We start from the raw sequence: 22613 nt of genomic DNA, 5'->3' as shown, positions 1-22613 counted from the left end.
ACGCGGGGCACTTGCGCCACCTGTTGACCAGGTATTGACGCTGTGGACGCATGGGGCGGGGCATATGCGCCAACGACCGCTGACATCAGGCCGGTAGCGGCAGGCACCCCGTGCCGCACACCGTGCGGGTGACCGGACGGGCAACCCGCGCCGCCCCGCTGCCCCCGGACCGCAGGTCGGCGCGAACGCGCAGGTCGGCGGCTGCCGTCCGACGGCTGAACGGGCAGCGGCATCTGCCCTCGCTGACGTCCTTCCGTCTCTACGCACCGGCCCGCGCGTGGGACATCGTCGACACGGTACGAATCCGTGCCGGCTGTGCGCCGGTCCCGCACACCCTCGAACCTTGGAGCACAGCAGCATGCCCAACTACCTGTCCCCCGGCGTCTATATCGAGGAAGTCGCCAGCGGTTCACGCCCCATCGAAGGGGTCGGCACGTCCGTTGCGGCCTTCGTCGGCCTGGCACCGCGGGGACCGCTCAACGAGCCCACGCTGGTGACCAACTGGTCCCAGTACGTGGCCGCGTTCGGCGAGTTCACGGACGGGTACTACCTGGCGCACTCCGTGTACGGGTTCTTCAACAACGGCGGTTCCGCCGCGTACGTCGTGCGGGTCGGCGGCTCCGACGCCGGCGACCCGCAGCAGCGGTCCGCGGCGCCCGCGCAGGCTCAGGCGCCCAAGGAGCTCACCGCGGGCGAGCCCGTGGCGCTCGGCAACTTCTCGGTCTCCGCGCTCACCGCGGGCACCGCGAACGGCGGGGCCCTGACCGTCGAGGTGCAGGACGGCGAGGGCGAGGGTGCCGCCGACCGCTTCAAGCTGATCGTCAAGGACGGCGACAAGGTCGTCGAGAGCTTCGACGTCAGCGCGAAGAAGACCGCGCGGAACTACGTCGTCACCCAGGTCAAGCAGCGCTCCAAGACGATCGCCCTGGAGGAGGCCGCGGCCGGCGGCCAGCTGGCCAAGCCCGACGCGCAGACGGTGACGCTCGCGCCGCCGGCCCCCGCCACGCCCGCCGTGCCCGCGTCCAACGGTGCCGTCGACCGCGTCGAGACCGCCCAGTTCATCGGCGACTCCGCGGACCGCACCGGCTTCGGCGGCCTGGAGGCCCTCGACGAGGTCAACATGGTGGCGGTGCCCGACCTGATGGCCGCCTACCAGCAGGGCCTGATCGACGAGGAGCAGGTCAAGGCGGTCCAGCTCGGCCTCATCGCGCACTGCGAGCTGATGGGCGACCGGATGGCCATCATCGACCCGCCGCCGTCGCTCAACGCCCGCCAGGTCCGCCAGTGGCGGCAGGAGCTGGCCGGCTACGACTCGCGCTACGCCGCGCTCTACTACCCCTGGATCAAGTCCTTCGACCCGGCGTCCGGCCAGTCGGTGGTCGTGCCGCCGTCCGGCCACATGGCCGGCATCTGGGCGCGCAACGACGCCGAGCGCGGTGTGCACAAGGCGCCCGCCAACGAGATCGTGCGCGGCGCCGTGGACCTGGAGCTGCAGATCACCCGCGGCGAGCAGGACCTGCTCAACCCGGTCGGCGTGAACTGCATCCGCGCCTTCCCCGGCCGCGGCATCCGCGTGTGGGGCGCGCGCACGATGGCGTCCGACCCGGCCTGGCGCTACCTGAACGTGCGCCGCTACTTCAACTACCTCGAAGAGTCGATCCTCATCGGCACCCAGTGGGTCGTCTTCGAGCCGAACGACCACGCCCTGTGGGCGCGCATCCGCCGCAACGTCTCGGCGTTCCTGGTCAACGAGTGGCGCTCGGGCGCCCTGTTCGGCCAGCGCCCCGAGGACGCCTTCTACGTGAAGTGCGACGAGGAGACCAACCCCGCCGAGTCGGTCGACCTCGGCCGGGTCGTCTGCGAGATCGGTATCGCGCCGGTCAAGCCCGCCGAGTTCGTGGTGTTCCGGCTGGCCCAGTTCTCCGGCGGGGGCGGCGAGCTGGAGGAGTAGACCGCGTACTCGCCCCACGTCCCCCGAGAACCATCACAACAGGAGTGAAACCCCTTGTCTCTGCAGCCCGGTGACGCCCTCACCACACACAATTTCGGCCTCCAGATCGACGGCGTCATGGTCGAGTACCTCCAGGAGGTCAGCGGCCTCTCCATGGAGCAGGACGTCATCGAGTACCAGCAGGTGTCGGCCGACGGCAAGCCCGTCGTGAAGAAGATGCCCGGCGTGAAGAAGGCCGGCGAGTGCACGGTCACCCGCGGCATGACGCAGAGCCCCGTCTTCAGCGAGTGGATCAACAAGTCCATCGCGGGCGACATGGGTTCGGCGCGCAAGAACGCCACGATCATGATGATGGACTACCAGAACAACCCGGTGAAGCGGTACAACCTGCGCAACGCCTGGTGCAGCAAGGTGGACACCAGCGGGGTCAAGGCGGGCGACGCCGCCGCGCTGACCGAGGCGGTCACCATCGTCTTCGAAGAGCTGGTCATCGAATAATGCGGCGCGAAGGCCCGGGAGTGCCCGGGGCAGGGGTGGCCGGGGCAGCGGTGGCCGGGGCTCGTGAACCGTTGCGCACGGAGTTCGAGTTCGAGCTGCCGCGCGGCTTCGTGGACGAGTCCGGCACCGTGCACCGCAATGGCGCGATGCGGCTCGCGACGGCACGCGACGAACTGGTGCCGCTGCGGGACGTCCGCGTGCGCGAGAACCCCGCCTACCTGTCCGTGGTGCTGCTGGGCCGGGTCATCACCCGGCTCGGCACGCTCGGCTCCGTCCACGACGGCACGGTGGAGAACATGTTCGCCTCCGACCTGGCCTTCCTCCAGGACTTCTACCGGCAGATCAACGCGGAGGGCCACACCCGCGCGGCCGTGGCCTGCCCGCACTGCTCGGAGTCCTTCGAGGTGGAGCTGGCCGGGAGCCGCCTGGGGGAATCGTGACGTACGCGGCCGAACGCATCGAGGAAGAAGTCGCGTACCTCGCCTACCACTTCCACTGGGGCATGGACGACATCCTCGACCTCGAACACGCGGACCGGCGCGCGTACGTGACGCGGACCGGAAAGCTGGTGGAACAGGCGGAGGCGAGGCAGTGAAGGTCGGAAGGCCGGTGGGGTGACCGGTAGCGGTCGGTGAGTCGAGGTAAGTGATGGGCTTGTTCAGGTGGCGGCGGGGGTCGCGGGGCGAGGCGGTGGCCTCGGCGCGGGGCGGCGATGCCGGTGACTTCGGTGGCGGTGACTTCGGCGGCGGTGACTTCGGTGGCAGTGCTGAGGCTGCGGCTGGTGCTGAGGCCGGTGCGGGTGCCGACGCGGCTGCGGGTGCGGGTGCGGGTGCGGGCGTTGGTGCCCGTGCCGGTGCCGGTGCCGGTGCCGGTGGCTGGGCTGCTCTGCCGCCGGTCCAGCGCGTGCTCGCGGCGCCTCGTACGGTCGCGGAGCAGGGCTTCGGCGCGATGCTCGCCACGCACCAGAACCCGTCCTTCGGCGGCGAGCTGGGCCACGCGGTGCGGGCCTCGGCCCCCGGGGGCCTGCTCCACGGCGTCCTCACCCCGGTCGCCGGCCGCCCGGGCGACCTCGACCTGCCGCAGCTGCGGCTGCCCGTGCGGGGAGTGCCGGAGGCGGGGGCAGAGGCGGGAGCGGAAGTGCCGGACGAGTCGGCCGCACCGTCCGCGTTCTCCCCTGCGAGCTCCACCTCTCCTTCGCCTCTGCCGTCTTCCCCCTCCGGTCGTGCCGTTCAGCGCGAGGCCGCGCGGGACGCTCGTACGGGCCAGGACGCGACGAGGGGTGGCGGTCGTACGATGGCACCCGCGAGGGAGCGGCACGCGGAGGCAACCGGTCCCGAGACTCCCGGCGCGGCGACGGACTCCCCCGTCCAGCGCCACGCCACCGCGTCACCGAGCCGTGAACACGGAGCACCGGGCGCCACCGCCCGTACGAACACGTCCGCCCCCGGCGCCCACTCGGACCGCCCCGCCCAACGCCGCACCGCCACCCCGGCGAACATCAAGAACGAAGCCCCGCGCGACAGCGGCACGACCACGCCGCCCCCGGGGACGGCAACCTCCGCTCCCGGCACCGACACGGCCCGCCCCGTCCAGCGCCAGGCCACCACCCAGGCGGCCCCCGGGACGAGCACGCCCCTGCCCGCACCCCGGCCCACGGCCCCCGACGCCGGCACCGACACCGACCGCCCGGTCCAGCGCCGGGCCACCACGTCGCCCGGCCGGGAGCACGAAGCACCGTCGCGCACCGACTCCCCCGCGACCAAGCCCCTGCTCGGAGACGCGAACCACCCTGGCCGACGCCTCGCCGACACATCGCCGAGCGACGAGCACGACGCACCGCACGCCGACGGTACGAAGACACCCGCTCCGGGACCGACACCCTCCGCCCCCGGAGCACAGGCCCCCCGAACCACCGGCACCGATACCTCCGCGACCAAGCCCCTGCTCGGAGACTCGGGCCACCCCGTCCGGCGAGAGACCACCACCTCGCCGAGCCCCACGGGCAGGCCCTCGCACGGAGCAGTGACACCCGCCGCCGACTCCCCCGCGCAGAGCGACGTAAGCGGCAGCGCCCCCAGGGATGCCGTGCCGGACGTCGGCGTACCCGCGTCCGGAAACCGGTCCGGAACGAGGCACGCCGCAACCACGCCCGGCGCCACCACGAGCCCGGCCACATCCGCGTCCGGCACCGCACCGCTCACCGGCGCCCGGGCCATCCCCGTACCCGGCGCGGGCGGCACCTCGTCAGCGAGCGGCTCGGCGGAGACCGGGGCACGTGCCGTACCCGTGGTGCAGCGGTCCCGGACAGGGCGTTCCCCGCTCGTGTCGGCCGCGCCTGCGGTGGTGCCGGAGCGGCAGATCTTCCCCGTGGAGCCCGCGCGTACGACACCGCCTGCCGCCGGCCGCCCCACCGACAGCTCGTCCGCCGACGAGGTGTCGGCCGCAGGCCCGACCACCACCCGCTCGCCCATCAACGGGCCGTCCACGGCCAGGCCGTTCGCCGACAGCCCGACCCCCAACAGGTCAACCGCCGGTGGGCCGCCAGCCGCAGGCCCGGCCGTCACCCCCTCGCCTGTCAACGGCCCGTCCACCGCGGGGCCGTCCGCCACCGGCCCGACCGTCAACAGGCGGACCGGCGACGGACCGTCCGCCAACAGGCAGTCAGCCGCAGGCCCGGCCGCCGCCCACTCGACCGCCAACGGGCCCTCCACCACTGGACCGACCGCCGACAGCCCGACCGCCAACAGGCCGACCGCCGGTGGGTCGCACGCCAACAGGCCGCCAACCGCAGGCCCGGCCGCCGCCCCCTCGCCCATCAACGGGCCGTCCACCGCGGGGCCGTCTGCCACCGGCCCGACCGTCAACAGGTCAACCGCCGGTGGGCCGGCCGCCGCCCGCTCGTCCGCCAACGCGCCCTCCACCGCGGGGCCGTCCGCCACCGGCCCGACCGTCAACAGGTCAACCGTCGGTGGGACGCCCACCAACAAGTCGTCCGCTGCCGGTCCGGCCGCCACCCGCTCGTCCACCAACGGGCCCTCCACCGCAGGGCCGTCCGCTGACAGCCCGACCGTCAACAGGTCAACCGCCGGTGGGTCGCCCGCCAGCAAGTCGTCCGCCGCCGGTCCGACTGCCAGCAGGCCCTCCGGCGATGGACCGTCCGTCGGCAGCGCGACCACCAACGGGCCGTCAGCCGCACGTCCGGCTGCCACCCGCTCGTACGCCAACAGGCCGCCCGCCGAGGGCCCGACGGCCACCAGGCCGTCCACCGCCGGCCCGGCTGTCAACAGGCCGTCCACCGATGGCCCGACCGGTGCTGCCCCGGCGGGCAGCGCCCCCTCACGCCCCGTTCCGCCGGACGCCGCCCCCGCCCGCGTCCGGCCCACCGATGTCCCCGGGCCGGTGCCCCCCACCGGTCCGGGGACGCCTGCCGCGTCCGCGGCCACGAACCCCGCCGCTGTACGGGCGAAATCCCCCGTTGAGCCCGTACAGCGGCGGCCTCTCGTACGCCGGGTCCGGCGCGCGCAGGATGCCGGTGGCGCGGCAACCGGCGCGCCCAGGCCCGGCCTCGGCCAGCCCCTGAGCCAGTCGTCCAGCACCTCCGCCCACCCCGGCCCGGCGCCGCAGGACCGCCCGCGCCGGACCCCGATCGGCGCGCCGGTCACCCCCGCGCAGAAGTCGGCAACCCGCGGGGCCGCCCCCACCCCGGCCACCACCACCCCCGGCCCCGCGACTACGACCGCACCCGCGCCCAAGCAGTCCCAGCACCAACACCGGCCCCAGCCCCAGCCCCAGCCCCAGCCCGAAGCGAAACCCCAGCCCCTCCCCGTCGTCCCCGTCAACCGCCGCATCGCGCCCGGCGGTTACCGGCCCGCAGCACCCACCACCGCCCCCCTCCCCCTACCCCTCTCCACCTCACGCGGCCTGACGACCCGGACCTCGGCGACGTCCGGCGACTCAACACCCGGCACGGGGCCGGCAGTTGGCGGGGCGCCGACCAGGCCAGCCACCCCGGCCGGACCGGCACCGACCCCCGTACCGCTCCAGCGCTCTGCGGCAACCGAGGCCCGAACCACCAACCGGGCCACCCCCGTCGTCGTACCGCTCGGCGCCCCCGGCCCCCGAACGGCGCCCCGCCCCACCCCCTCTCCCACCCCGGCACCCGTGCGCCCCCGAACCGTCCAGCGAAGCGCGCCCGCACCCCCGGCCGCGCCCGCCCCGGCCCCCGCCCCAGCCGCACCACCCCGTCAAAGCCCCACTCCCCGCCCCGTCCAACGCACCCACACCCCCGCCGCACCGACGCCCACGCCCACACCCGCCGCCACCCCTGACCCCGCACCGACGCCCGCCCCCTCACCCGCATCCGCCGAAGCCACCCCCGCCGATTTGGACGACCTGGCGCGACGGCTCCTCGCCCCGCTCTCGCGGCTGCTCCGCGCGGAACTCCGCAGCGACCGGGAGCGGGTCGGCCGCCTGCGCGACCACGGACGCTAGCCACCGCCCGCCCCTGCCCCCTCGCCCGCACCACTCCGTCCGTCACCTCCACAGCAAAGAGAACCCATGCCCTCGACACTGGACCCCGGCTCGACCGTCTTCTTCAAGCTCACCATCGACGGCCAGGACCTCGGCCTGTTCAACGGGTGTGACGGGCTGTCCTCCGAGGTGGAGGTGGAGCAGCGGCAGGAGGGCGGCAACAACGGGTTCGTCTGGCAGCTGCCCACCCGGGTGACCTTCTCCACCATCCGGCTCACCCGGCCCCTGACCGCCGACACGTCCCGCGTGGCCGCCTGGATCTCGTCCATCGCGACGGGGATCTCGCGGCCCACGGCGCAGATCGCGGCGCTCCGCGCGGACGGTTCCGTCGTCGCGCAGTGGGGGCTCGTCGAGGTGCTGCCCGTGCGCTGGCAGGGGCCGAGTCTCAGCCCGGACAGTCCGTCCGTGGCGACAGAGACGCTGGAGATCGCGCATCACGGCTTCACCGACGCGGGAGGTGCCTGAGATGGCCGCGCCGACCGGCGGCCGGGCCGGCGCGAGCCTGGTGCGCGCCGCACTCGCCATCCACCAGCCGCCCACCGACCTGGGCGGGTCGATGGGCGGGCGGATCGGTGAAGTGGAGTTCCAGTTCAATCCGACGCAGCTGCAGATGGGGCGCTCCGCCGAGTGGCGTACGCAGCGCGCCGTCGCCTACACGCGCGGCGCCCCGCCGAAGTTCACCGGCGCCGCCCCCGCCACCCTCAAACTCGAAGTGTTTCTCGACTCGTCCGGCACGCCCAACGCCGGCAAGGTGCAGAAGCAAGTGGAGATGCTTCTGTCGTGCTGCGAGGTGACGCCGCAGAGCGTCACCTCCAAGCGTCCTTCGCCGCCGTGGGTGCGGTTCTCGTGGGGTTCGTTCAACACCGTGCAGTTCGTGGCGTACGTGACCGACGTCAGTGCCACGTACACCCTGTTCAATCCGACCGGTGAGCCGATCCGCGCCACCTGCTCGCTCTCGCTCACCGAGGTCGCGATGCCGACCAAGGGGCAGAACCCGACCTCGGGCGCGCTCTCGGCGCGCCGGGTGCACCGCACCGTCGCCGGTGACTCGCTGGCGTCGCTGGCCTGGCGGGAGTACGGGGACGCGACGCGCTGGCGGCTCATCGCGGAGGCCAACGACATCGACGACCCGATGCGGCTGCGGCCCGGCACCGAGCTGCTGCTGCCCGCCGCCGACGAGGCCCGCCCCGGCGGCCCCGCCGCCGTCCCCACGCCGATGGAGTCCGCATGAGTGAGAAGACGTACACGAGCGTCCTGCACGCCGAGATCGGCGGGTCCGTCCTGCCCAACAAGCTGGCCGTGCTGCTCGTCGAGGGCTGGGTGGACTCCAGTGTGAACGTGCCGTCCGCCTTCCAGCTGACCTTCGCCGACACGGGCGGGGACATCCTGGAGAAGTTTCCGCAGATCAAGGTGGGTGCCAAGGCGGTGCTCAGCCCGTTCACGGACGGGGTGCGCGGCAAGCCCATGCTGACCGGTGAGGTCACCGCCCTGGAGGTGGACGCGGACGGGGGCGGCAAGTCCCTCGTCGTCCGCGGCTACGACCCGGGGCACCGGCTGCTGCGCAACCGCCGCGTGCAGGGCTATCCGAACATGACGGCGTCCGACATCGTGCGTCGCGTCGCCGGGCTCAGCAAGCTCAAGCTCGGCAAGATCGAGTCCACGCCGACGGTCTACGAACTGGCCACCCAGCCGAACATCACCGACTGGGACTTCCTCTCCCGGCTCGCCCAGGAGAACGACGTCCACCTGTCCTTCGACGAGGACGGGAAGCTGTGCTTCGGCAAGCTGAAGCCCGCCGCGGGCGCGCCGTCCGACACGACACCGGCCGCCCAGAGCCCGTACGTCCTCGAATTCGGGCACAACGCGCTGCACAGCCGGGTCGCGGTGACGGCGGCCGGGCAGGTCGCCACCGCCGGGGTGCGGGGCTGGGACATGCGGGCCAAGCGGGCGCTGTCCGCGCAGTCCCCGGCCCTCAAGAGCAAGGACATCGTCGCCGACATCACTCCCGCGCAGCTCTCGCAGCCGTTCGGCAGGGCCGAGCTGACCGAGACGGGGACGCCGTACACCGCGCAGGCCCAGGTGACGCACGCGGCGCGGGCGTTGGCCGACGACGTGGCGGGGTCGTTCGCGGAGCTCGAGGTCGCGGTCACCGGCAACCCGGACCTGCGGCCGGGGCAGCCCGTCGCGCTGAAGGGCGCCGGATTCCCGTTCGAGGGGAAGTACACGGCGACCGGGGTGCGGCATCTCTTCGAGTCCGGGCGGCAGTTCATGACCTGGCTGACCGTGTCCGGGCGGCAGTTCCGCTCCCTCTACGGGCTCGCCTCCGGTGGCGCGGACGCCGCCCCGCCGATGCCGGGTGTGGCGATGGCGCTGGTCAGCAATGCCAAGGACCCGCTCAGGATGAACCGCGTCAAGCTGCGCTTCCCGTGGCTCTCCGACACGTACGAGAGCGACTGGTGCCGCATCGCGCAGCTCGGCGGCGTCCGGGGCGGCGGCCTGATGCTGCCCGAGGTGGGCGACGAGGTGCTCGTCGCCTTCGACCGGGGCTCGCTGGAGCATCCGTACGTGCTCGCCGGGCTGTACAACGGCGTCGACAAGCCGACGCCCAACACGGACGGCTTGCAGCCGATCGACCCGACGAGCGGCCGCGTCAACTGGCGCTCGATGGCCTCGCGCAGCGGCCACATCGTCGAGCTGGTGGACGCCAAGTCCCGTATGAAGAGCGGCATCCGGCTGCAGACCGGCAACGGCCGCCTCACCGTCCACATGGACGAGACACGGACCAGCGTGACCATCCGCAGCGACGGCTCGGTGTCGATCCACGGGACGCGCAACGTCAGCATCCGGGCGGGCGGCAACCTGTCGCTGACCGCGGGCGGCTCGCTGACGATGAGCGCGGGCGGGGCGGTCGACATCAAGGCGGGCGCGAAGTTCGGCGTCAACGCGGGCGGCATGGCGGACATCAACGCGACCGGCGTCGTCAGCCTCAAGTCGGCGGGCGCGGTCGCCGTGAACGCGGTCGGCGCGGTCTCCGTCACCGCGGCCGGCGCCGTCGCCGTGAACGCGGGCGCCGCGGCCGCCATCACCTCGCCCGCGACCGTCGCGCTGACCGCGCCGGCCGTACTGCGCAACGGCATTCCGTTCTAAGGGGGGACAGACATGAGTGAGCAGTTCGTCGGTGCGGGCTGGACGTTCCCGCTGCGCACGGACGCCGGCGGCGGCATCGCGCTGGCGCGCCGCGAACGCGAGATCGAGGAGGCGATCCGGCTCGTGCTCGCCACCGCGCCGGGCGAGCGTCCGATGCGGCCCGAATTCGGCTGCGCCGTCCACGACATGGTGTTCGCGCCGGTCAACGAGGCCACGGCGGGCCGCATCCGGTACGAGGTGCGGTCCTCGCTCGACCGCTGGGAGCCGCGCATCGAGGTCCTGGACGTCGAGGTCAGCCCGGCCCCCGACGAGCCGTCCGTCCTGTTCATCGACGTGAGCTACACCGTGCGCGGCACCAACAACCCGCGCAGTCTCGTCTTCCCCTTCTATGTGATCCCGTCCACGGAATCAGAGAGCGGAGTCTGAAGTCCGATGGCCCTGCCCGCACCCCACCTCGACGACCGGCGCTTCCAGCAGTTCGTCGACGACGCCAAGCGCTACATCCAGCAGCGCTGCCCGGAGTGGACCGATCACAACGTCTCCGACCCGGGTGTCACCCTCGTCGAGGCGGTCGCACACATGGCCGACCAGATCGTCTACCGCCTCAACCGCGTGCCGGAGAAGAACCACCTGGCCTTCCTCGACCTGCTCGGCGTCACCCTCTTCCCGCCCTCCGCGGCCCGCGCGGACGTCACCTTCTGGCTGTCCGCGCCGCAGGCCGAGCCCGTGGTGCTGCCCGCCGGTACGGAGGTGGCGACCGGCCGCACCGAGACCGAGGAGGCGGTGGCCTTCGCGACCGAGGCGGACCTGACCGTCGTGCCCTGCGAACTCTCCGCCGTACTGCGGCAGGAGGAGGGCGGCACCCCGCAGGACTGCGGGCAGGACGTCTTCGGCGGCCGCGACGTGGCGGCCTTCGCGGCCGCGCCGCGCCCCGGTGACACGCTGCTCTTCGGGCTGAGCGCCGCGGTCCCGCGCTGCGCGGCCGTGCTGCAGCTGGACAGCCGCGTGGACGGCGTCGGCGTCGACCCGCGCCAGCCGCCGCTGGTGTGGGAGGCGTGGACGGCGGACGGCTGGACGGAGTGCGAGGTGGACGAGGACTCCACCGGCGGGCTCAACCGGCCCGGCGAGGTCGTCCTGCACGTCCCCGCCGGTCACATCGTCTCCCGCGTGGGCCGGCTCGACGCGGGCTGGGTGCGCTGCCGGGTGGTCGAGGCCGCCAAGGGCCAGCCGTTCTACAGCGCGTCGCCGACCGTGCGGGCCGCGTCCGCGTTCACCATCGGCGGCACGACCGTCGTCGCACACGCCGACGTCGTACGCGACGAACTCCTCGGCGACTCCACGGGCGTGCCCGGACAGCGCGTCCGGCTCGCCCAGGCACCGGTGGTCGCGGACCGGCCGCCGCTGATCCTCGAGGTCTCCGACGGCGAGGGGGCGGGCTGGGCCGAGTGGCAGGTCGTGGACGACTTCGCCTCATCGGGACCGTACGACCCGCACGTCACCCTGGACGCGACGACCGGCGAGATCGCCTTCGGCCCCGCCGTACGCGAACCGGACGGCTCCCTGCGGCAGTTCGGCGCGGTGCCCGAGAAGGGCGCGGCGATCCGCGCGACCCGCTACCGCACCGGCGGTGGCCGCACGGGCAACGTGGCCCGCGGCGCCATCCAGGTCCTGCGCAGCTCCATTCCGTACGTCGCCCGGGTGGAGAACCGCGAGGCGGCGCGCGGCGGCGTGGACGGCGAGACGGTCCAGGAGGCCAAGGTCCGCGCGCCGATCGCGCTGCGCGCCCAGGAGCGGGCGGTGACGGCGCGCGACTACGAGGAACTGGCGCGGCGCGCCGCACCCGAGACGGCCCGCATCCACTGCCTGGCCGCGGACTCCGCGGAGGCCGGGGAGAACGCGGTCCGGGTCCTCGTCGTCCCCCAGGCCGTGCCGGACCGGGGCGGCCGGCTCCGCTTCGAGCAGCTGGTGCCCGGCGAGGAACTCCTCTCCCGCGTCACCCACTTCCTCGACGACCGCCGCCCGCTCGGCACCCGCCTCTCCGTCGGGCCGCCCTTCTACCAGGGCGTCACCGTCGTCGCCACGCTGCACTCCTTCCGCGCCGCGCAGGCCGAACGGGTGCGGACCGAGGCGCTCGACGCGCTGTACGCCTACCTCGACCCGCTGACCGGTGGCGCGCACGGCGAGGGCTGGCCGTTCGGCCGTCCGCTGCGCGCCGGCGAGATCTTCGCCGCGCTGCAGCGGGTGCCCGGCGTGGAGCTGGTCGACGAGGTCCTGCTGCACCCCGCCGACCCCCTCACGGGCCGCCGCGGCGACGCCACGGACCGCATCGACCTGGCGCCCTCCGCGCTCCTCTTCCCCTTCGACCACCGCGTCCGCGTGATCGAGGCCCGATGACGGCGCACGAGACGGAAGCCGCGGCCCGGAGCTCCCGGGGAGCGCTCCCGGGGGTGCGGTCCGCGCATCCCCTCGGGGAGCAGCTGCCCGCCGTGTTCGCCGACGACGACTTCGCGCTGCGCTTCGTCTCCGGCCTGGACGTCGTGCTCGCGCCGGTCTTCACCGTCCTCGACAGCCTGGAGGCGTACTTCACGCCGTCCCTGGCGCCCGAGGACTTCCTCGGCTGGCTGACGGACTGGGTCGGCACGGAGCTCGACGGCACCGAACCGCTGCGCACGCGCAGGCACGCCGTCGCCTCCGCCGTCGACCTGCACCGGGTGCGCGGCACCCGCCGCGGCCTGTCCGCCGCCGTCGAACTCGCCTTCGGAGTACGCCCGGAGATCGTGGAGAGCGGCGGCGCGACGTGGTCCGCACGCCCGCTCGGCGCCTTCCCCGGCACCCCGCGCCCCGCGCTGCACGTCACGCTGCGCGTGCACGACGCGGCGTCGGTGGACCCGCACCGGCTGCGGTCCGTCGTCGCGGCGGCCCGCCCCGCACACCTCCCCTTCACGGCCGAGGTGACGTCCACGCCTGCCCCCGAAGGGACCTAGCCATGTCCGCCGAGCCCCACCGACCCCCATCGACCGACCAGCCCTCATCGACCGACCAGCCCGGGACCAACGACATGCCGAACTCCTCCGCCCCCATGCGCCCGTGCCCCGAGTGCGGCACCCCGGCCCGTCAGCACGGCCAGTCCTTCTGCGACTCCTGCGGCGCCTTCCTGCGCTGGGACTCCCCGGCCGGCGTCGCGGGCCCCGCACCCGCTTCCGCACCCGCACCCGCACCCGCACCCGACGGCCCGGACACGTCGTCCCCCGCCGCGGCCGGTGCCACGGACACCACCGTCCCTCTCCCGTCCACCGGTCCGGCGGAGCCCACGCCCGCTGGACCGACCGCGCCCGCACCTCCGTCCTCGTCCTCCTCCGACACGGCCATACGGTCGCTGCTCGTGCCGGTGCCGGAAGGGGAGACCGTCGCGCCGCCGGAGACGCCGGGCAGCGTGCTGCCGGGCAGGCCCGAGGCGGCCCGGCCGCGCGTACGGCAGGCCGCCGTGCCCGCGGAGCCGGAGTCCGGGGCGCCGTGCCCGAGCTGCGGGACGCCCAACGCGCCCCGCAGGCACTTCTGCCGCAGCTGCGCGAACCCCCTCAGGGACTCCGCCGCCCCCGCCGCCGAGGGCCCGTACGCCGGTCAGCGGCCCCGGCTGCACCGCGACCGCACCCGCTGGATCGCCCGGGCCGTGGGCGTGGCGGTGGTCGTCGGCCTGGTGGCGGGCGGCATCTTCGGCGGGCCGCCGGCCGCCCGCGCCGTGCAGGACCACTTCGCCAAGCGGGTGCCCGTCCACCCGACCGGCCAAAGCGCCTCGCACTCCGCCCCGAAGCAGGCGGCGAAGCTCGCCTTCGACGGCTACTCCAACACCTGGTGGGGCACCGGCTACTCGGGCGACTCGGCGGGCCAGTGGCTGCAGGCCGACTTCGGCCAGCCCACCGACCTGCTCAACCTCCTGATCACCCCGGGCACTTCGCCGCGCAGCGCGCAGGCCGCCGCGCAGGCGAGGCCGATGGAGTTCGACCTGGTCGTCAGCGACTCGGCGGGCAAGGAGCACACGATGCACCGCCGGATCAACGACGGCGGCGTGCAGAAGGTCGACGTCCGCGTGCGGGACGCGGTGAGCGCGCGGCTGGTCCTGCGCTCCGCCTACGGCGCCGGCAAGGGCCGCCAAGTGGCCGTCGCGGAGCTGGAGTTCTTCGGCCGCTCCTCCACCGGGCAGTGACAGCGGGGCCGGATCCGGTGAACACCACCGGATCCGGCCCCGTCAGTCGGCGCTCGGCCGGTCAGACACGGTCGGCCGCGATCAGCAGATACTGGAACGAACCGTCCCTGTACGAGTTGATGAAGGCCTCCTCGATGCCGGTGACCAGCGAGGACGTCGCCCGCAGCTCCCAGTAGGGCAGGGTCGCGTCGGTCAGGTCGACGATCGCCTGCGGTACGAGACGGTTGTCGGCCATGGCCTTCAGGTACTCCCTGCGGGAGTGGATGTTGCACTCGAAGTGCGCGTTGATCTGGGAGACCCACTTCGAGGGCTGTCCGTACCGCGGGTTCCAGCAGCCGGTGATGGTCACGTAGCGGCCGCCGGGCGCGAGGATGCGGGAGTGCTCGGCGAAGAGGTCGTCCAGGTCGACGTACATGCTCGACTCGTTGTTCCACGACGCCCTGGCCTGGCCGGTGTCGAACGGCGTGGCGAGCATGTTGCACACGCGGGCGCGGACGTGGTCCTCGATGCCGAGTTCCCGGGCGCGCCGGTTGGCGAACTCGGCCTGCTTGGCCGACAGCGTGACGCCCTCGGCCTTGCACCCGAAGCGCTGGTGGGCCATGACCATCGAACCGCCCCGGCCGCAGCCCGCGTCGACGACCGTGTCGTCACGCCCGACGGGGCCGAGCTGCTCCAGGAGGACGTCGGTCTGCGCCGACTCCAGCCGGTGGAGCTCGGCGATCAGCCTCTTCTCGTAACCGCTGTCGTCGACGTTCCCGAGGGCCTCGTGGTCGACGTCGCCGATGCCGTAGTGGTGGTGGTAGAGCCCGTCGACGTCGCCGAGGCGCAGGTTCACCGGCCTGGCCTCGCCGTCCCAGTAGCGGGCGATGTCGCCCTGATAGGGGGACGCGGGGGCGGGGATGGGGAGGGACGTGGCGTTGGCGAGTTCGGTGCTGGTCACAGTGGTGTCGGCTCCTTTACCAGAAGTCGGGCAGGCGGTAGCGGTAGGTGTTGGTCCGGTGCCAGTAGTGGTTGCCGTCGACCCACACGGCCACGCCTCGGAGGAAACGCAGCACGCTCGGGACGGGGCAGGCGGCCGCCAGGGCGGCGGCCTCGGCTTCGAAGTCGTGCATGAGGTCGTTGTGGACCTCGACCGCCTTCAGATAGGCGTCCCGGTCGGAGACGCCCTCCCGCTCGGCGATCACCACGGGCAGATTCAGGTGGCGGCCGGGGCTGTCGAGCTCCTTGGTGTAGGAGTACAGGTCGTTCACGATGGTGGTGGCGTTGCCCGCGAGTGCGATGACCCGCTGCATGGCGTGCTGGGCGTGCAGGTCGGCGGGGAGTTCGTAGCCACCGACGGTGTCGGTGATGGTGGGGCAGGGGCGGAAGTTGTTGAACTGGCGCATCGCCAGGTACTCCCACACCTCGGGCACGTGATCCGTCTGGGACCACGCGGCCTCGGCGAGGTAACCGAGGTGGAGCCGCGCCATGTCGTGCCGGTACCGGTCGGCCTGCGAGGCGGTGGCGTGCTGGAGGAAGTACGCCATGGCCGAGCGGTAGGCGCGCCGGGGCGCGTCCGAGTGGAGCGACTCCGTCCACTGCGGCTCGTACTCCTTCGTCGTGTGGAGCGGGTCGAGGGCCGTGTGGGCCAGCAGGAGGCGGCTGCCGAGTCCGACGGGCGAGCCGCCGTGGTCCTCGCAGTAGCAGTCGTCGACCGCGTTCTCCGCGACCATCAGCCGGGTGGCGATCATCAGGTGGTCGACAGTGGGGGCGTCCGGATGGCAGGCGACCATGTAGCGGCCGACGGAGAAGCCGTCGAACTGGTCCTCCCACTCCGGTGGGAACGCCTGCACCTCGTCCACCGCCCACTCCTTGATCCGGCGGCTGACCTCCGCCACCCGGGCCTCGTCGGGCGGCGGTACGGGGTGGTGGTAGAGCCCCGGGATCGCCTTGCCCTCGACCGGCCCCCCGGCCTCCGGAGGAGCAGCGACGTCCGGGGAAGCGGCGGGCGGTGCGAGTTCTTCAGGGGCGAAAGGTTCTTCGGACTCGGACTCGGGCTCGGGCCGGCTCAGGTACAGGCCCGCCGTGCCGAGGCCGCTCGGGCCGCGCAGGATTCTTTCCAGATCGGGCATCCGTGGCTCCTGGGTCACTGGGTGAGTGCCGGGGCGGGGGGCTAGCCGCGCCTGCGGGCGATCTGCACGTTCTCGAGGACGCCCAGCGCGTCGGGCAGCAGGACGGCGGCCGAGTAGTAGGCGGTGACGAGGTAGGAGATGATCGCCTGCTCGCTCATGCCCATGAAGCGCACGGACAGGCCCGGCTCGTACTCCTCGGGCAGGCCGGTCTGGTGCAGGCCGATGACGCCCTGGTTCTCCTCGCCCGTACGCATCGCAAGGATGGAGCTGGTGTTCTGCTCGGTGATGGGGATCTTGTTGCAGGGCAGGATCGGGACGCCGCGCCAGGCGGGGACCTGCTGGCCGCCGAGGTCGACGTTGTCCGGGTAGAGGCCGCAGGCGGTGAAGCCCCGGCCGATGGCCGCGATCGTCCTCGGGTGGGCGAGGAAGAACTTGGTGCCGCGGCGACGGCAGAGCAGGTCGTCGAGGTCGTCCGGGGTGGGCGGGCCCGAGTGCGGCTGGATCCGCTGCTTGAAGGCGGCGTTGTGGAGGAGGCCGAACTCCCGGTTGTTGATCAGCTCGTGCTCCTGGCGCTCGCGCAGCGCCTCGATGGTGAGCCTGAGCTGTTCCTCGGTCTGGTTCATCGGCCCGTTGTAGAGGTCGGCGACCCTCGTGTGGACCCGCAGAACGGTCTGGGCGACGGAGAGTTCGTACTCCCGGGGGTGGAGTTCGTAGTCGACGAAGGCGCCCGGGAGCGCGGCCTCGCCGGTGTGTCCGGCGGACATCGCGATCTCCGCCTCGCCGTGCCGGGTCTGCCGCGGCACGGACCGCGAGGTGAACTGCCGGATGTGGGCCTGGAGACCGGGCGCCGTGGACAGCACGGCGGCGAAGTCGGAGCGGGACAGGGTGAGCAGGGTGCCCGCCGTCTCTGCGGTGGCGGTGAAGTTCCACCTGGCGCCGGCGTCCCCCAGCAGGGCGTCCTCACCGAACCGGCCTCCGTCGGCAAGTACGGCGACGTCGACCTCGTCGCCGTACTTGCCGACGGAGGTCTGGCTGATCCGGCCGTGCGCGATCAGATGGAGCTGCTCGGCGGGGGTGCCACGCGCGGCCAGCACCTCACCGGCGCGGAATTCGCGCTGCACGAACCGGTCGGCGAGCGCCGTCAGCACCTCGCCGTCGTCGAAACCGCGCAGCAGGGCCAGCTCCCCGAGCTCACGCGGCACCACCCTGACGTCGGCGCCTTCCTGAACGAACTCGATGCACCCGTCGCCGACGGTGTAGGTCAGCCGGCGGTTCACCCGGTAGGTGCCGCCCTTGGTCTCCACCCACGGCAGCATCCGCAGCAGCCACCGCGAAGTGATCTCCTGCATCTGGGGTGCGGACTTGGTCGTCGTGGCGAGATTACGGGCCGCCGCTGTGCTCAGGCTGGACTGCCGGGGCGGCTCCAGCCGCTCGTCCGGGCCGGTCTCAACGGTCATCAGGCGAGTTCTCCTTTGTGACGTATCCGTCCAGATCCACGGGAAAGCTAACGGCCGTCACAACCAACTCGCCTGGAAACCCTGTGCAGTTAATTCGATGCAGCGATCTTGCCGCGCATCAGGTTTATCCGGATGTCGGGTTTATCCGGCCACCGGGCCGGAAACCGACACCACACAAGTGACCGCCGGGCACCGGAGGGGTGCGCCCGGCGGCCACGTACCAGGGGCAGGCCGTCGCTCTACGACAGCTGCGACTGCACCTGCGAGGAGATGAGCTCCAGGTGATCCAGGTCGGCCAGGTCCAGGCACTGGAGGTAGATGCGGCTCGCGCCGATCGCCTCGTACCGCCCGATCTTGTCGACGACCTCGGCGGGCGAACCCGCCAGGCCGTTCGCCTTGAGCTCGTCCACCTCGCGGCCGATGGCCGCCGCGCGGCGGGCGACCTCCGCGTCGTCCTTGCCGACGCAGACCACCAGCGCGCTGGAGTACACCAGGTCGCTGCCCTTGCGCCCGGCCTGCTCGGCCGCCGCCCGGACCCGCCCGAACTGCCGCTCGCTGTCCTCGATCGAGGCGAAGGGGATGTTGAACTCGTCGGCGAACTGCGCGGCCAGGCGCGGGGTGCGGGTCGCGCCGTGGCCGCCGATCAGGACCGGCACCTTGGCCTGCGCGGGCTTGGGCAGGGCCGGGGAATCCGTGAGCTGGTAGTGCTTGCCGTCGTGGTTGAAGGTCTTGCCGACCTCGGTCGACCAGAGTCCGGTGACGATCTCCAGCTGCTCTTCGAGGCGGGCGAACTTCTCCTTGGGGAAGGGGATGCCGTACGCCTTGTGCTCGTCCTCGAACCAGCCCGCGCCCAGGCCCAGTTCGACCCTGCCGCCCGACATCTGGTCGACCTGCGCCACCTGGATGGCGAGGACGCCGGGCAACCTGAACGTGCCGGCCGTCATGAGCGTGCCGAGCCTGATCCGCTTGGTCTCGCGGGCGAGACCGGCGAGCGTGATCCACGCGTCCGTGGGCCCCGGCAGGCCGTCGGCCGAACCCATCCGGAGGTAGTGGTCGGAGCGGAAGAAGGCGTCAAAGCCGAGGTCCTCTGCGGCCTTGGCGACGGTGAGCAGGGTGTCGTAGGTGGCCCCTTGCTGGGGCTCCGTGAAGATTCGAAGATCCATGGCTCCATCCTGCACGCTCGAACGCCTGTCGACCCCGCCGGTCCCGCCGATCCCCCGCCGCCCCGGTCGGGTGAAATACCGTCAACCCCGTGGCGGCGCGGGCCCGGCGCAGTGACCATGCCCACCGGGTGATCGTTGGCTCGGGCGGAGCCGGACCGACCGGCATCCGCGCCGGCGGTCGCAGCCGGCGTGTCGCCCGCGTCAACCGCCTTCCCCGCGCGGGAGGGCCAGGGCCGAGGAGGCCGCCATGTCCCAGGAAGCCATGCCCGATCAGGACGCCCTGCCCAATCAGGAGGCCACGCCCGATCAGGAGGCCGCGCAGGATCCGGCCGTGCCCGCACAGCAGGGCGCACCCAAGGGCCTGCTGCAGCAGATGGAGGAGCTGATGGCGGCGCTCAACGCGGACCTGACCCGGCTCGACGCCGATCTGCAGCAGTCCACGTCCGCCGGCGCCCCCGCGGGCACCCACCAGCAGAGCGACGACAAGCCCGGTCACCCCTGACCGCACCAACGCTCCTCCGGGGCCCGCGCGACCCTGCTCCCCCGCGGGGTCGGCACGGAGCCACCTCATGACGGACCCGCTGATCCGGCCGATCCCGTCGCCCCCGCGGATCCCGCCGCCCCCGCCGATCCCGCCGAGCCCGCAGCCGACTCGGCCCCGGGCAGGCCCTCCTCCCGGACCGCGAGTCTGCGCAGCATCTCGAGGACCCGGTCCCTCGACTCGTCGGCGGCGTCGATCGCCTCCATGCACTGCCAGTACATCCCCTCCTCTGCGCCCATCGCGACGCCGACCAGCGCGATGCCGACCTCGCCGAGGAGCCTGCCGAGGCCGAGCAGGACCTGGTGCGCGTCGCCCGTCTCCGTCAGCCGGGCCGCCCTTATGTCCTCGGTGCCGAGCCGCGGGGCGTCGAGCACTCCGCAGGCCCTGCCGCCCACTTCGCTCAGGCCCAGCGCCTCGCCCCGTAACTCCGGCGGGCCCGCGACCGCGAGGTGACTGCCGATCGCCTGCGCCAGCGCCTGCGACTGCCAGACCTCCACGACGATGTCCGCGGGCTCCCGACTGCGCGCCAGCGCACGACGGTTCGCCTCGATGAGCCGCATCGCGTCCATGTCCGGCCCCCTCCCTGTCCACTACCCAGAGTGATGCCCATCGGGGCGAAAAGCCAGGGGTAGCCGGAATTCTGTGGACAAGTAATCGAGTTTGGACAAGCCATCCACTCCGGAGAGTGACGAAACTACCGGAACGATCAGTTCCAGCACTGCGGGAAGGGCTCCAGGGGGGACTTCGGGAGGGACGTCGGGAAGGACTTAGGGAAGGGCTCAGGGCCCGTCCGCGGCGGGATCCGAGGCCGGTACCGGAAAGCGCCGCTCGTTCCGCTCGATCTTCGCAGCGAGCGCCGCCAGCGCATCGATCCCCAGCACCTCGCAGAACTGCAGCAGATACGCGAGGACATCGGCCACCTCGTCCGCCACCCGGGGCGCCCTGTCGGGGTCCGCCATCACCCGCGCGGACTCCTCGGGCGTCAGCCACTGGAAGATCTCCACCAGTTCCGACGCCTCCACGCTCAGCGCGGCGGCCAGGTTCTTCGGGGTGTGGTACTGCTCCCAGTCGCGCGCCGCCGCGAACTCCGCAAGCCTGCGCTGCAGTACCGCTACATCAAGTCGTTCTGTCACGGCCCCAGGTCTACCACCGAAGCTCCCCCGGCGTCGGCCGCCCAGGACGCGTCCCCCACCGCGCCCACCAGCCGGATGTGCCCGCGCTCGCAGGTGCGCGCCGCCAGTTCGCCGAGGGCCCGCGACTGCCGCGCGTCGAGGCGCCGGTCCAGGCCGTCGGCGAGGACCGTGAGGGTCTGGTACGCCTGCGGCACCTCGGCCACCGGGTCGACGGCGAGCACGCCGGGCCCGGTGAGCAGCACCAGCGCAAGGGCGAGGTACCGCAGCTCCCCGTCGCCGAGCCGCCCGAGAGGCGTACGCACCCCGCCGCCCCGGTCGATGAAGGCGTGCACCGCGCCGTCCTCGACCTCTTCGGCGAACACGTCGACGACCGGGCCGGCGCAGCCGGAACGCACCGCGGAGACGAGCATCGCGTGGCGCTTCGCGCACTCCGAGCGGGTGCGCCACAGCACTTCGGCGAGGTTGTCGCAGCCGCTCAGGAGGCGGCCCGTGCCGATCAGGCCGGCCGGGACGGGGGCGCGCATGCGGCTGGGCCGCGGGTCGCAGGCATACGCCGAGCGGAGCGCGACCACGACCTGTTCCGCCGCCGCGAGGACCAGCCGCTGCCCGTCGGTCTTCCCCGCCACGCGCAGCGGCACGAGCGCCGTGCCGAGCCGGTCGTCCGGCATCGGGGCCCGCGTCACGGGCGACGCGCCCGCGGTGTGCCAGGCCGCCTGGACCACGCGCCTGCCGGGGTCGCGCAGCGCCGTCTCCAGGAGGACGAGCCCGTCGCGGGTCAGCCGCTCGCCCACGACGCGCAGTTCGGGCTCGGCCTGCACGGCGAGGTCGAGCCGGACGGTGCCCGCGGGGCCCTCGACCGTGCAGCCGATGCGGAAGCCGCGCCGCCGCTGGCCGTCGGCGCGGGCGCGTTCGGGTACGCACGCCACGGGGTCCGCGAAGACGTCGGGCAGCTCCGCGCCGGCGCAGAGCCGCGCCAGTGCCTCGTACGCGCCGAGGGCGCTGGACTTGCCGCTGCCGCTCGGCCCCGTGAGCAAGGTCATCGGGCCGAACGGGAGCACCGCGGCGCGGTGTCCGGCGAAGGCGGACAGCCGCAGTTCGGTGACCTGCGGCCGGCCCTGGCCCGCCGGCGACTCAGTGACCGCGATCCGGGAATGCACCGTCATGCCCGGAAGGTAGGCGGCGGCCGTCACGGCGAACCGTTACGCCCAACCGACCTTCCTACGATCGGGGGATTCCCCCTGAAGAAGGCCCGCACCGGCCGTCGAGGGGCTACGGCCGGTGCGGAGCCCAGGCGTCACGATGCCCGGGCGTTACGGAGCCCAGGCGTCACGATGCCCGGGCGTTACGGTGCCCAGGCGCTACGGCTGCGCGACCGCCTCCACCAGGCCCTGGACCTCCGTGCCGGGCGGCGCGAGAAGGAAGACGTTCTTGTCGACCCGGTGCATGCCGCAGCCGAGGCCGAGGACCACACCGCTGCTGAAGTCCAGGACGCGCTTGGCGACTTCGGTCTCGGCGCCCGTCAGGTCCAGCAGGACCGGGATCTGCGCCATCACGGTCTCGGCGACCTCGCGGGCGTCCGAGAAGACGTTGACCCGCATCACCACGAAGCGGCGGCGCGTCTCGGTCTCCGCGTCGGGCAGCGCGCGGTGTCCCGGCCACGAAGGCCACTCGTTGCGGCTGCGCAGCGGTACGACCTGGGCGAGCCCTTCCCACTGTTCATCGGTGACGTCGTGGCGCTGACTGCTGCTCACTTGCCCACCCCGTCCTGGCTCGCACTTGTTCTCTGCACCGGCCAATTCTTACGCCAAGTCACCCGTTCAGCCCAACAGCGACACGGTCGCCGGCCGTCGGCGCGGGCCGTCAGGGGGCGGGTGCCCC

Annotated in this window: 20 protein-coding genes and 1 pseudogene; 12 read left to right on the top strand and 9 right to left on the bottom strand. The window is 73.0% G+C overall.

Annotation, left to right across the window (positions count from 1 at the left end; all coding sequences use genetic code 11):
• Positions 1–358: 358 nt before the first annotated feature.
• The 4 genes from ACH4D5_RS22905 to ACH4D5_RS22890 are packed head-to-tail and all read left to right on the top strand — an operon-like array spanning position 359 to position 3044.
• A complete protein-coding gene (locus ACH4D5_RS22905; protein WP_398306047.1) occupies positions 359–1951 on the top strand; it encodes a phage tail sheath family protein in 1593 nt (530 codons plus the stop codon).
• Between the two features lie 54 nt (positions 1952–2005).
• Entirely contained in the window at positions 2006–2449 is a 444-nt protein-coding gene (locus ACH4D5_RS22900; protein ID WP_398305489.1) for a phage tail protein, read from the top strand.
• Positions 2449–2889 carry a hypothetical protein gene (locus ACH4D5_RS22895; protein WP_398305486.1) on the top strand — a complete coding sequence of 147 codons (441 nt, stop codon included), beginning with the start codon at positions 2449–2451 and terminating at the stop codon, positions 2887–2889. The genes ACH4D5_RS22900 and ACH4D5_RS22895 overlap by 1 nt, the downstream gene beginning before the upstream one ends.
• Positions 2886–3044: a DUF6760 family protein gene (locus ACH4D5_RS22890; protein ID WP_398305483.1), complete on the top strand. Its 159-nt coding sequence runs from the start codon at positions 2886–2888 to the stop codon at positions 3042–3044. Before ACH4D5_RS22895 ends, ACH4D5_RS22890 begins: the two co-directional genes overlap by 4 nt.
• A gap of 634 nt (positions 3045–3678) precedes the next feature.
• Here the strand turns inward: ACH4D5_RS22890 and ACH4D5_RS22885 are convergent.
• Positions 3679–5733 carry a hypothetical protein gene (locus tag ACH4D5_RS22885; protein WP_398305480.1) on the bottom strand — a complete coding sequence of 685 codons (2055 nt, stop codon included), beginning with the start codon at positions 5731–5733 and terminating at the stop codon, positions 3679–3681.
• Between the two features lie 1273 nt (positions 5734–7006).
• Here ACH4D5_RS22885 and ACH4D5_RS22880 point away from each other — a divergent pair.
• From ACH4D5_RS22880 to ACH4D5_RS22850, 7 genes are all read left to right on the top strand, one after another.
• Complete coding sequence (locus ACH4D5_RS22880) at positions 7007–7444, top strand: phage tail protein (RefSeq protein WP_362991594.1); 438 nt, start codon at positions 7007–7009, stop codon at positions 7442–7444.
• A gap of 1 nt (position 7445) precedes the next feature.
• Complete coding sequence (locus ACH4D5_RS22875) at positions 7446–8210, top strand: LysM peptidoglycan-binding domain-containing protein (protein WP_362991592.1); 765 nt, start codon at positions 7446–7448, stop codon at positions 8208–8210.
• Positions 8207–10126, top strand: a complete 1920-nt coding sequence (locus tag ACH4D5_RS22870) for a VgrG-related protein (protein ID WP_398305476.1) — start codon at positions 8207–8209, stop codon at positions 10124–10126. Before ACH4D5_RS22875 ends, ACH4D5_RS22870 begins: the two co-directional genes overlap by 4 nt.
• A 12-nt stretch (positions 10127–10138) precedes the next feature.
• Entirely contained in the window at positions 10139–10552 is a 414-nt protein-coding gene (locus ACH4D5_RS22865; protein WP_362991588.1) for a GPW/gp25 family protein, read from the top strand.
• A gap of 6 nt (positions 10553–10558) precedes the next feature.
• On the top strand, positions 10559–12520 hold the full coding sequence (locus tag ACH4D5_RS22860; protein ID WP_398305473.1) for a putative baseplate assembly protein: 1962 nt from the start codon (positions 10559–10561) through the stop codon (positions 12518–12520).
• Positions 12517–13110 carry a phage tail protein gene (locus ACH4D5_RS22855; RefSeq protein WP_398305471.1) on the top strand — a complete coding sequence of 198 codons (594 nt, stop codon included), beginning with the start codon at positions 12517–12519 and terminating at the stop codon, positions 13108–13110. The genes ACH4D5_RS22860 and ACH4D5_RS22855 overlap by 4 nt, the downstream gene beginning before the upstream one ends.
• A gap of 74 nt (positions 13111–13184) precedes the next feature.
• On the top strand, positions 13185–14330 hold the full coding sequence (locus ACH4D5_RS22850; protein ID WP_398305468.1) for an NADase-type glycan-binding domain-containing protein: 1146 nt from the start codon (positions 13185–13187) through the stop codon (positions 14328–14330).
• Positions 14331–14391: 61 nt separating this feature from the next.
• Here the strand turns inward: ACH4D5_RS22850 and ACH4D5_RS22845 are convergent, their stop codons facing one another.
• The 4 genes and pseudogenes from ACH4D5_RS22845 to ACH4D5_RS22830 all read right to left on the bottom strand — a co-directional run bounded on the left by ACH4D5_RS22845 (position 14392) and on the right by ACH4D5_RS22830 (position 19061).
• Positions 14392–15270: a geranyl diphosphate 2-C-methyltransferase gene (locus tag ACH4D5_RS22845; RefSeq protein ID WP_398305465.1), complete on the bottom strand. Its 879-nt coding sequence runs from the start codon at positions 15268–15270 to the stop codon at positions 14392–14394.
• Positions 15271–15286: 16 nt separating this feature from the next.
• Positions 15287–16568 (bottom strand): annotated as a pseudogene (locus tag ACH4D5_RS22840) (family 2 encapsulin nanocompartment cargo protein terpene cyclase); the annotation flags it as partial.
• Positions 16483–17898 carry a family 2B encapsulin nanocompartment shell protein gene (locus ACH4D5_RS22835; protein WP_398305462.1) on the bottom strand — a complete coding sequence of 472 codons (1416 nt, stop codon included), beginning with the start codon at positions 17896–17898 and terminating at the stop codon, positions 16483–16485. The pseudogene ACH4D5_RS22840 and the gene ACH4D5_RS22835, both read right to left, overlap by 86 nt.
• Before the next feature lie 239 nt (positions 17899–18137).
• A complete protein-coding gene (locus tag ACH4D5_RS22830) occupies positions 18138–19061 on the bottom strand; it encodes an LLM class F420-dependent oxidoreductase (RefSeq protein WP_398305459.1) in 924 nt (307 codons plus the stop codon).
• Between the two features lie 247 nt (positions 19062–19308).
• On the opposite strand from ACH4D5_RS22830, the gene ACH4D5_RS22825 reads away from it, so the two are divergent.
• A complete protein-coding gene (locus ACH4D5_RS22825) occupies positions 19309–19563 on the top strand; it encodes a hypothetical protein (protein ID WP_398305457.1) in 255 nt (84 codons plus the stop codon).
• A gap of 65 nt (positions 19564–19628) precedes the next feature.
• Here ACH4D5_RS22825 and ACH4D5_RS22820 read toward each other — a convergent pair whose 3' ends face one another.
• From ACH4D5_RS22820 to ACH4D5_RS22805, 4 genes are all read right to left on the bottom strand, one after another.
• On the bottom strand, positions 19629–20171 hold the full coding sequence (locus ACH4D5_RS22820; protein ID WP_398305454.1) for a DUF6099 family protein: 543 nt from the start codon (positions 20169–20171) through the stop codon (positions 19629–19631).
• A gap of 210 nt (positions 20172–20381) precedes the next feature.
• Positions 20382–20735 (bottom strand): nucleotide pyrophosphohydrolase, encoded by a 354-nt coding sequence (locus tag ACH4D5_RS22815; RefSeq protein WP_398305451.1) that lies wholly within the window; start codon positions 20733–20735, stop codon positions 20382–20384.
• Entirely contained in the window at positions 20732–21898 is a 1167-nt protein-coding gene (locus ACH4D5_RS22810; protein WP_398305448.1) for an AAA family ATPase, read from the bottom strand. Before ACH4D5_RS22810 ends, ACH4D5_RS22815 begins: the two co-directional genes overlap by 4 nt.
• 195 nt (positions 21899–22093) lie before the next feature.
• Positions 22094–22486, bottom strand: a complete 393-nt coding sequence (locus ACH4D5_RS22805) for a cell division protein SepF (protein ID WP_398305445.1) — start codon at positions 22484–22486, stop codon at positions 22094–22096.
• Positions 22487–22613 lie beyond the last annotated feature (127 nt).

The sequence above is a fragment of the Streptomyces sp. NPDC018029 genome, from assembly GCF_044327655.1.
In the GTDB taxonomy this organism is placed as follows: domain Bacteria; phylum Actinomycetota; class Actinomycetes; order Streptomycetales; family Streptomycetaceae; genus Streptomyces.
Note: the sequence above shows the minus strand (reverse complement) of the source record. Positions and strands in the feature narration are given on the sequence as shown.

Excerpts from the sequence above, each read along its gene's own strand:
- ACH4D5_RS22905 (WP_398306047.1), top strand. The coding sequence starts at position 359 with ATGCCCAACTACCTGTCCCCCGGCGTCTATATCGAGGAAGTCGCCAGC.
- ACH4D5_RS22895 (WP_398305486.1), top strand. The coding sequence starts at position 2,449 with ATGCGGCGCGAAGGCCCGGGAGTGCCCGGGGCAGGGGTGGCCGGGGCA.
- ACH4D5_RS22880 (WP_362991594.1), top strand. The coding sequence starts at position 7,007 with ATGCCCTCGACACTGGACCCCGGCTCGACCGTCTTCTTCAAGCTCACC.
- ACH4D5_RS22875 (WP_362991592.1), top strand. The coding sequence starts at position 7,446 with ATGGCCGCGCCGACCGGCGGCCGGGCCGGCGCGAGCCTGGTGCGCGCC.
- ACH4D5_RS22870 (WP_398305476.1), top strand. The coding sequence starts at position 8,207 with ATGAGTGAGAAGACGTACACGAGCGTCCTGCACGCCGAGATCGGCGGG.
- ACH4D5_RS22865 (WP_362991588.1), top strand. The coding sequence starts at position 10,139 with ATGAGTGAGCAGTTCGTCGGTGCGGGCTGGACGTTCCCGCTGCGCACG.
- ACH4D5_RS22860 (WP_398305473.1), top strand. The coding sequence starts at position 10,559 with ATGGCCCTGCCCGCACCCCACCTCGACGACCGGCGCTTCCAGCAGTTC.
- ACH4D5_RS22855 (WP_398305471.1), top strand. The coding sequence starts at position 12,517 with ATGACGGCGCACGAGACGGAAGCCGCGGCCCGGAGCTCCCGGGGAGCG.
- ACH4D5_RS22850 (WP_398305468.1), top strand. The coding sequence starts at position 13,185 with ATGCCGAACTCCTCCGCCCCCATGCGCCCGTGCCCCGAGTGCGGCACC.
- ACH4D5_RS22835 (WP_398305462.1), bottom strand. The coding sequence starts at position 17,898 with ATGACCGTTGAGACCGGCCCGGACGAGCGGCTGGAGCCGCCCCGGCAG.
- ACH4D5_RS22830 (WP_398305459.1), bottom strand. The coding sequence starts at position 19,061 with ATGGATCTTCGAATCTTCACGGAGCCCCAGCAAGGGGCCACCTACGAC.
- ACH4D5_RS22825 (WP_398305457.1), top strand. The coding sequence starts at position 19,309 with ATGTCCCAGGAAGCCATGCCCGATCAGGACGCCCTGCCCAATCAGGAG.
- ACH4D5_RS22820 (WP_398305454.1), bottom strand. The coding sequence starts at position 20,171 with ATGGACGCGATGCGGCTCATCGAGGCGAACCGTCGTGCGCTGGCGCGC.
- ACH4D5_RS22810 (WP_398305448.1), bottom strand. The coding sequence starts at position 21,898 with ATGACGGTGCATTCCCGGATCGCGGTCACTGAGTCGCCGGCGGGCCAG.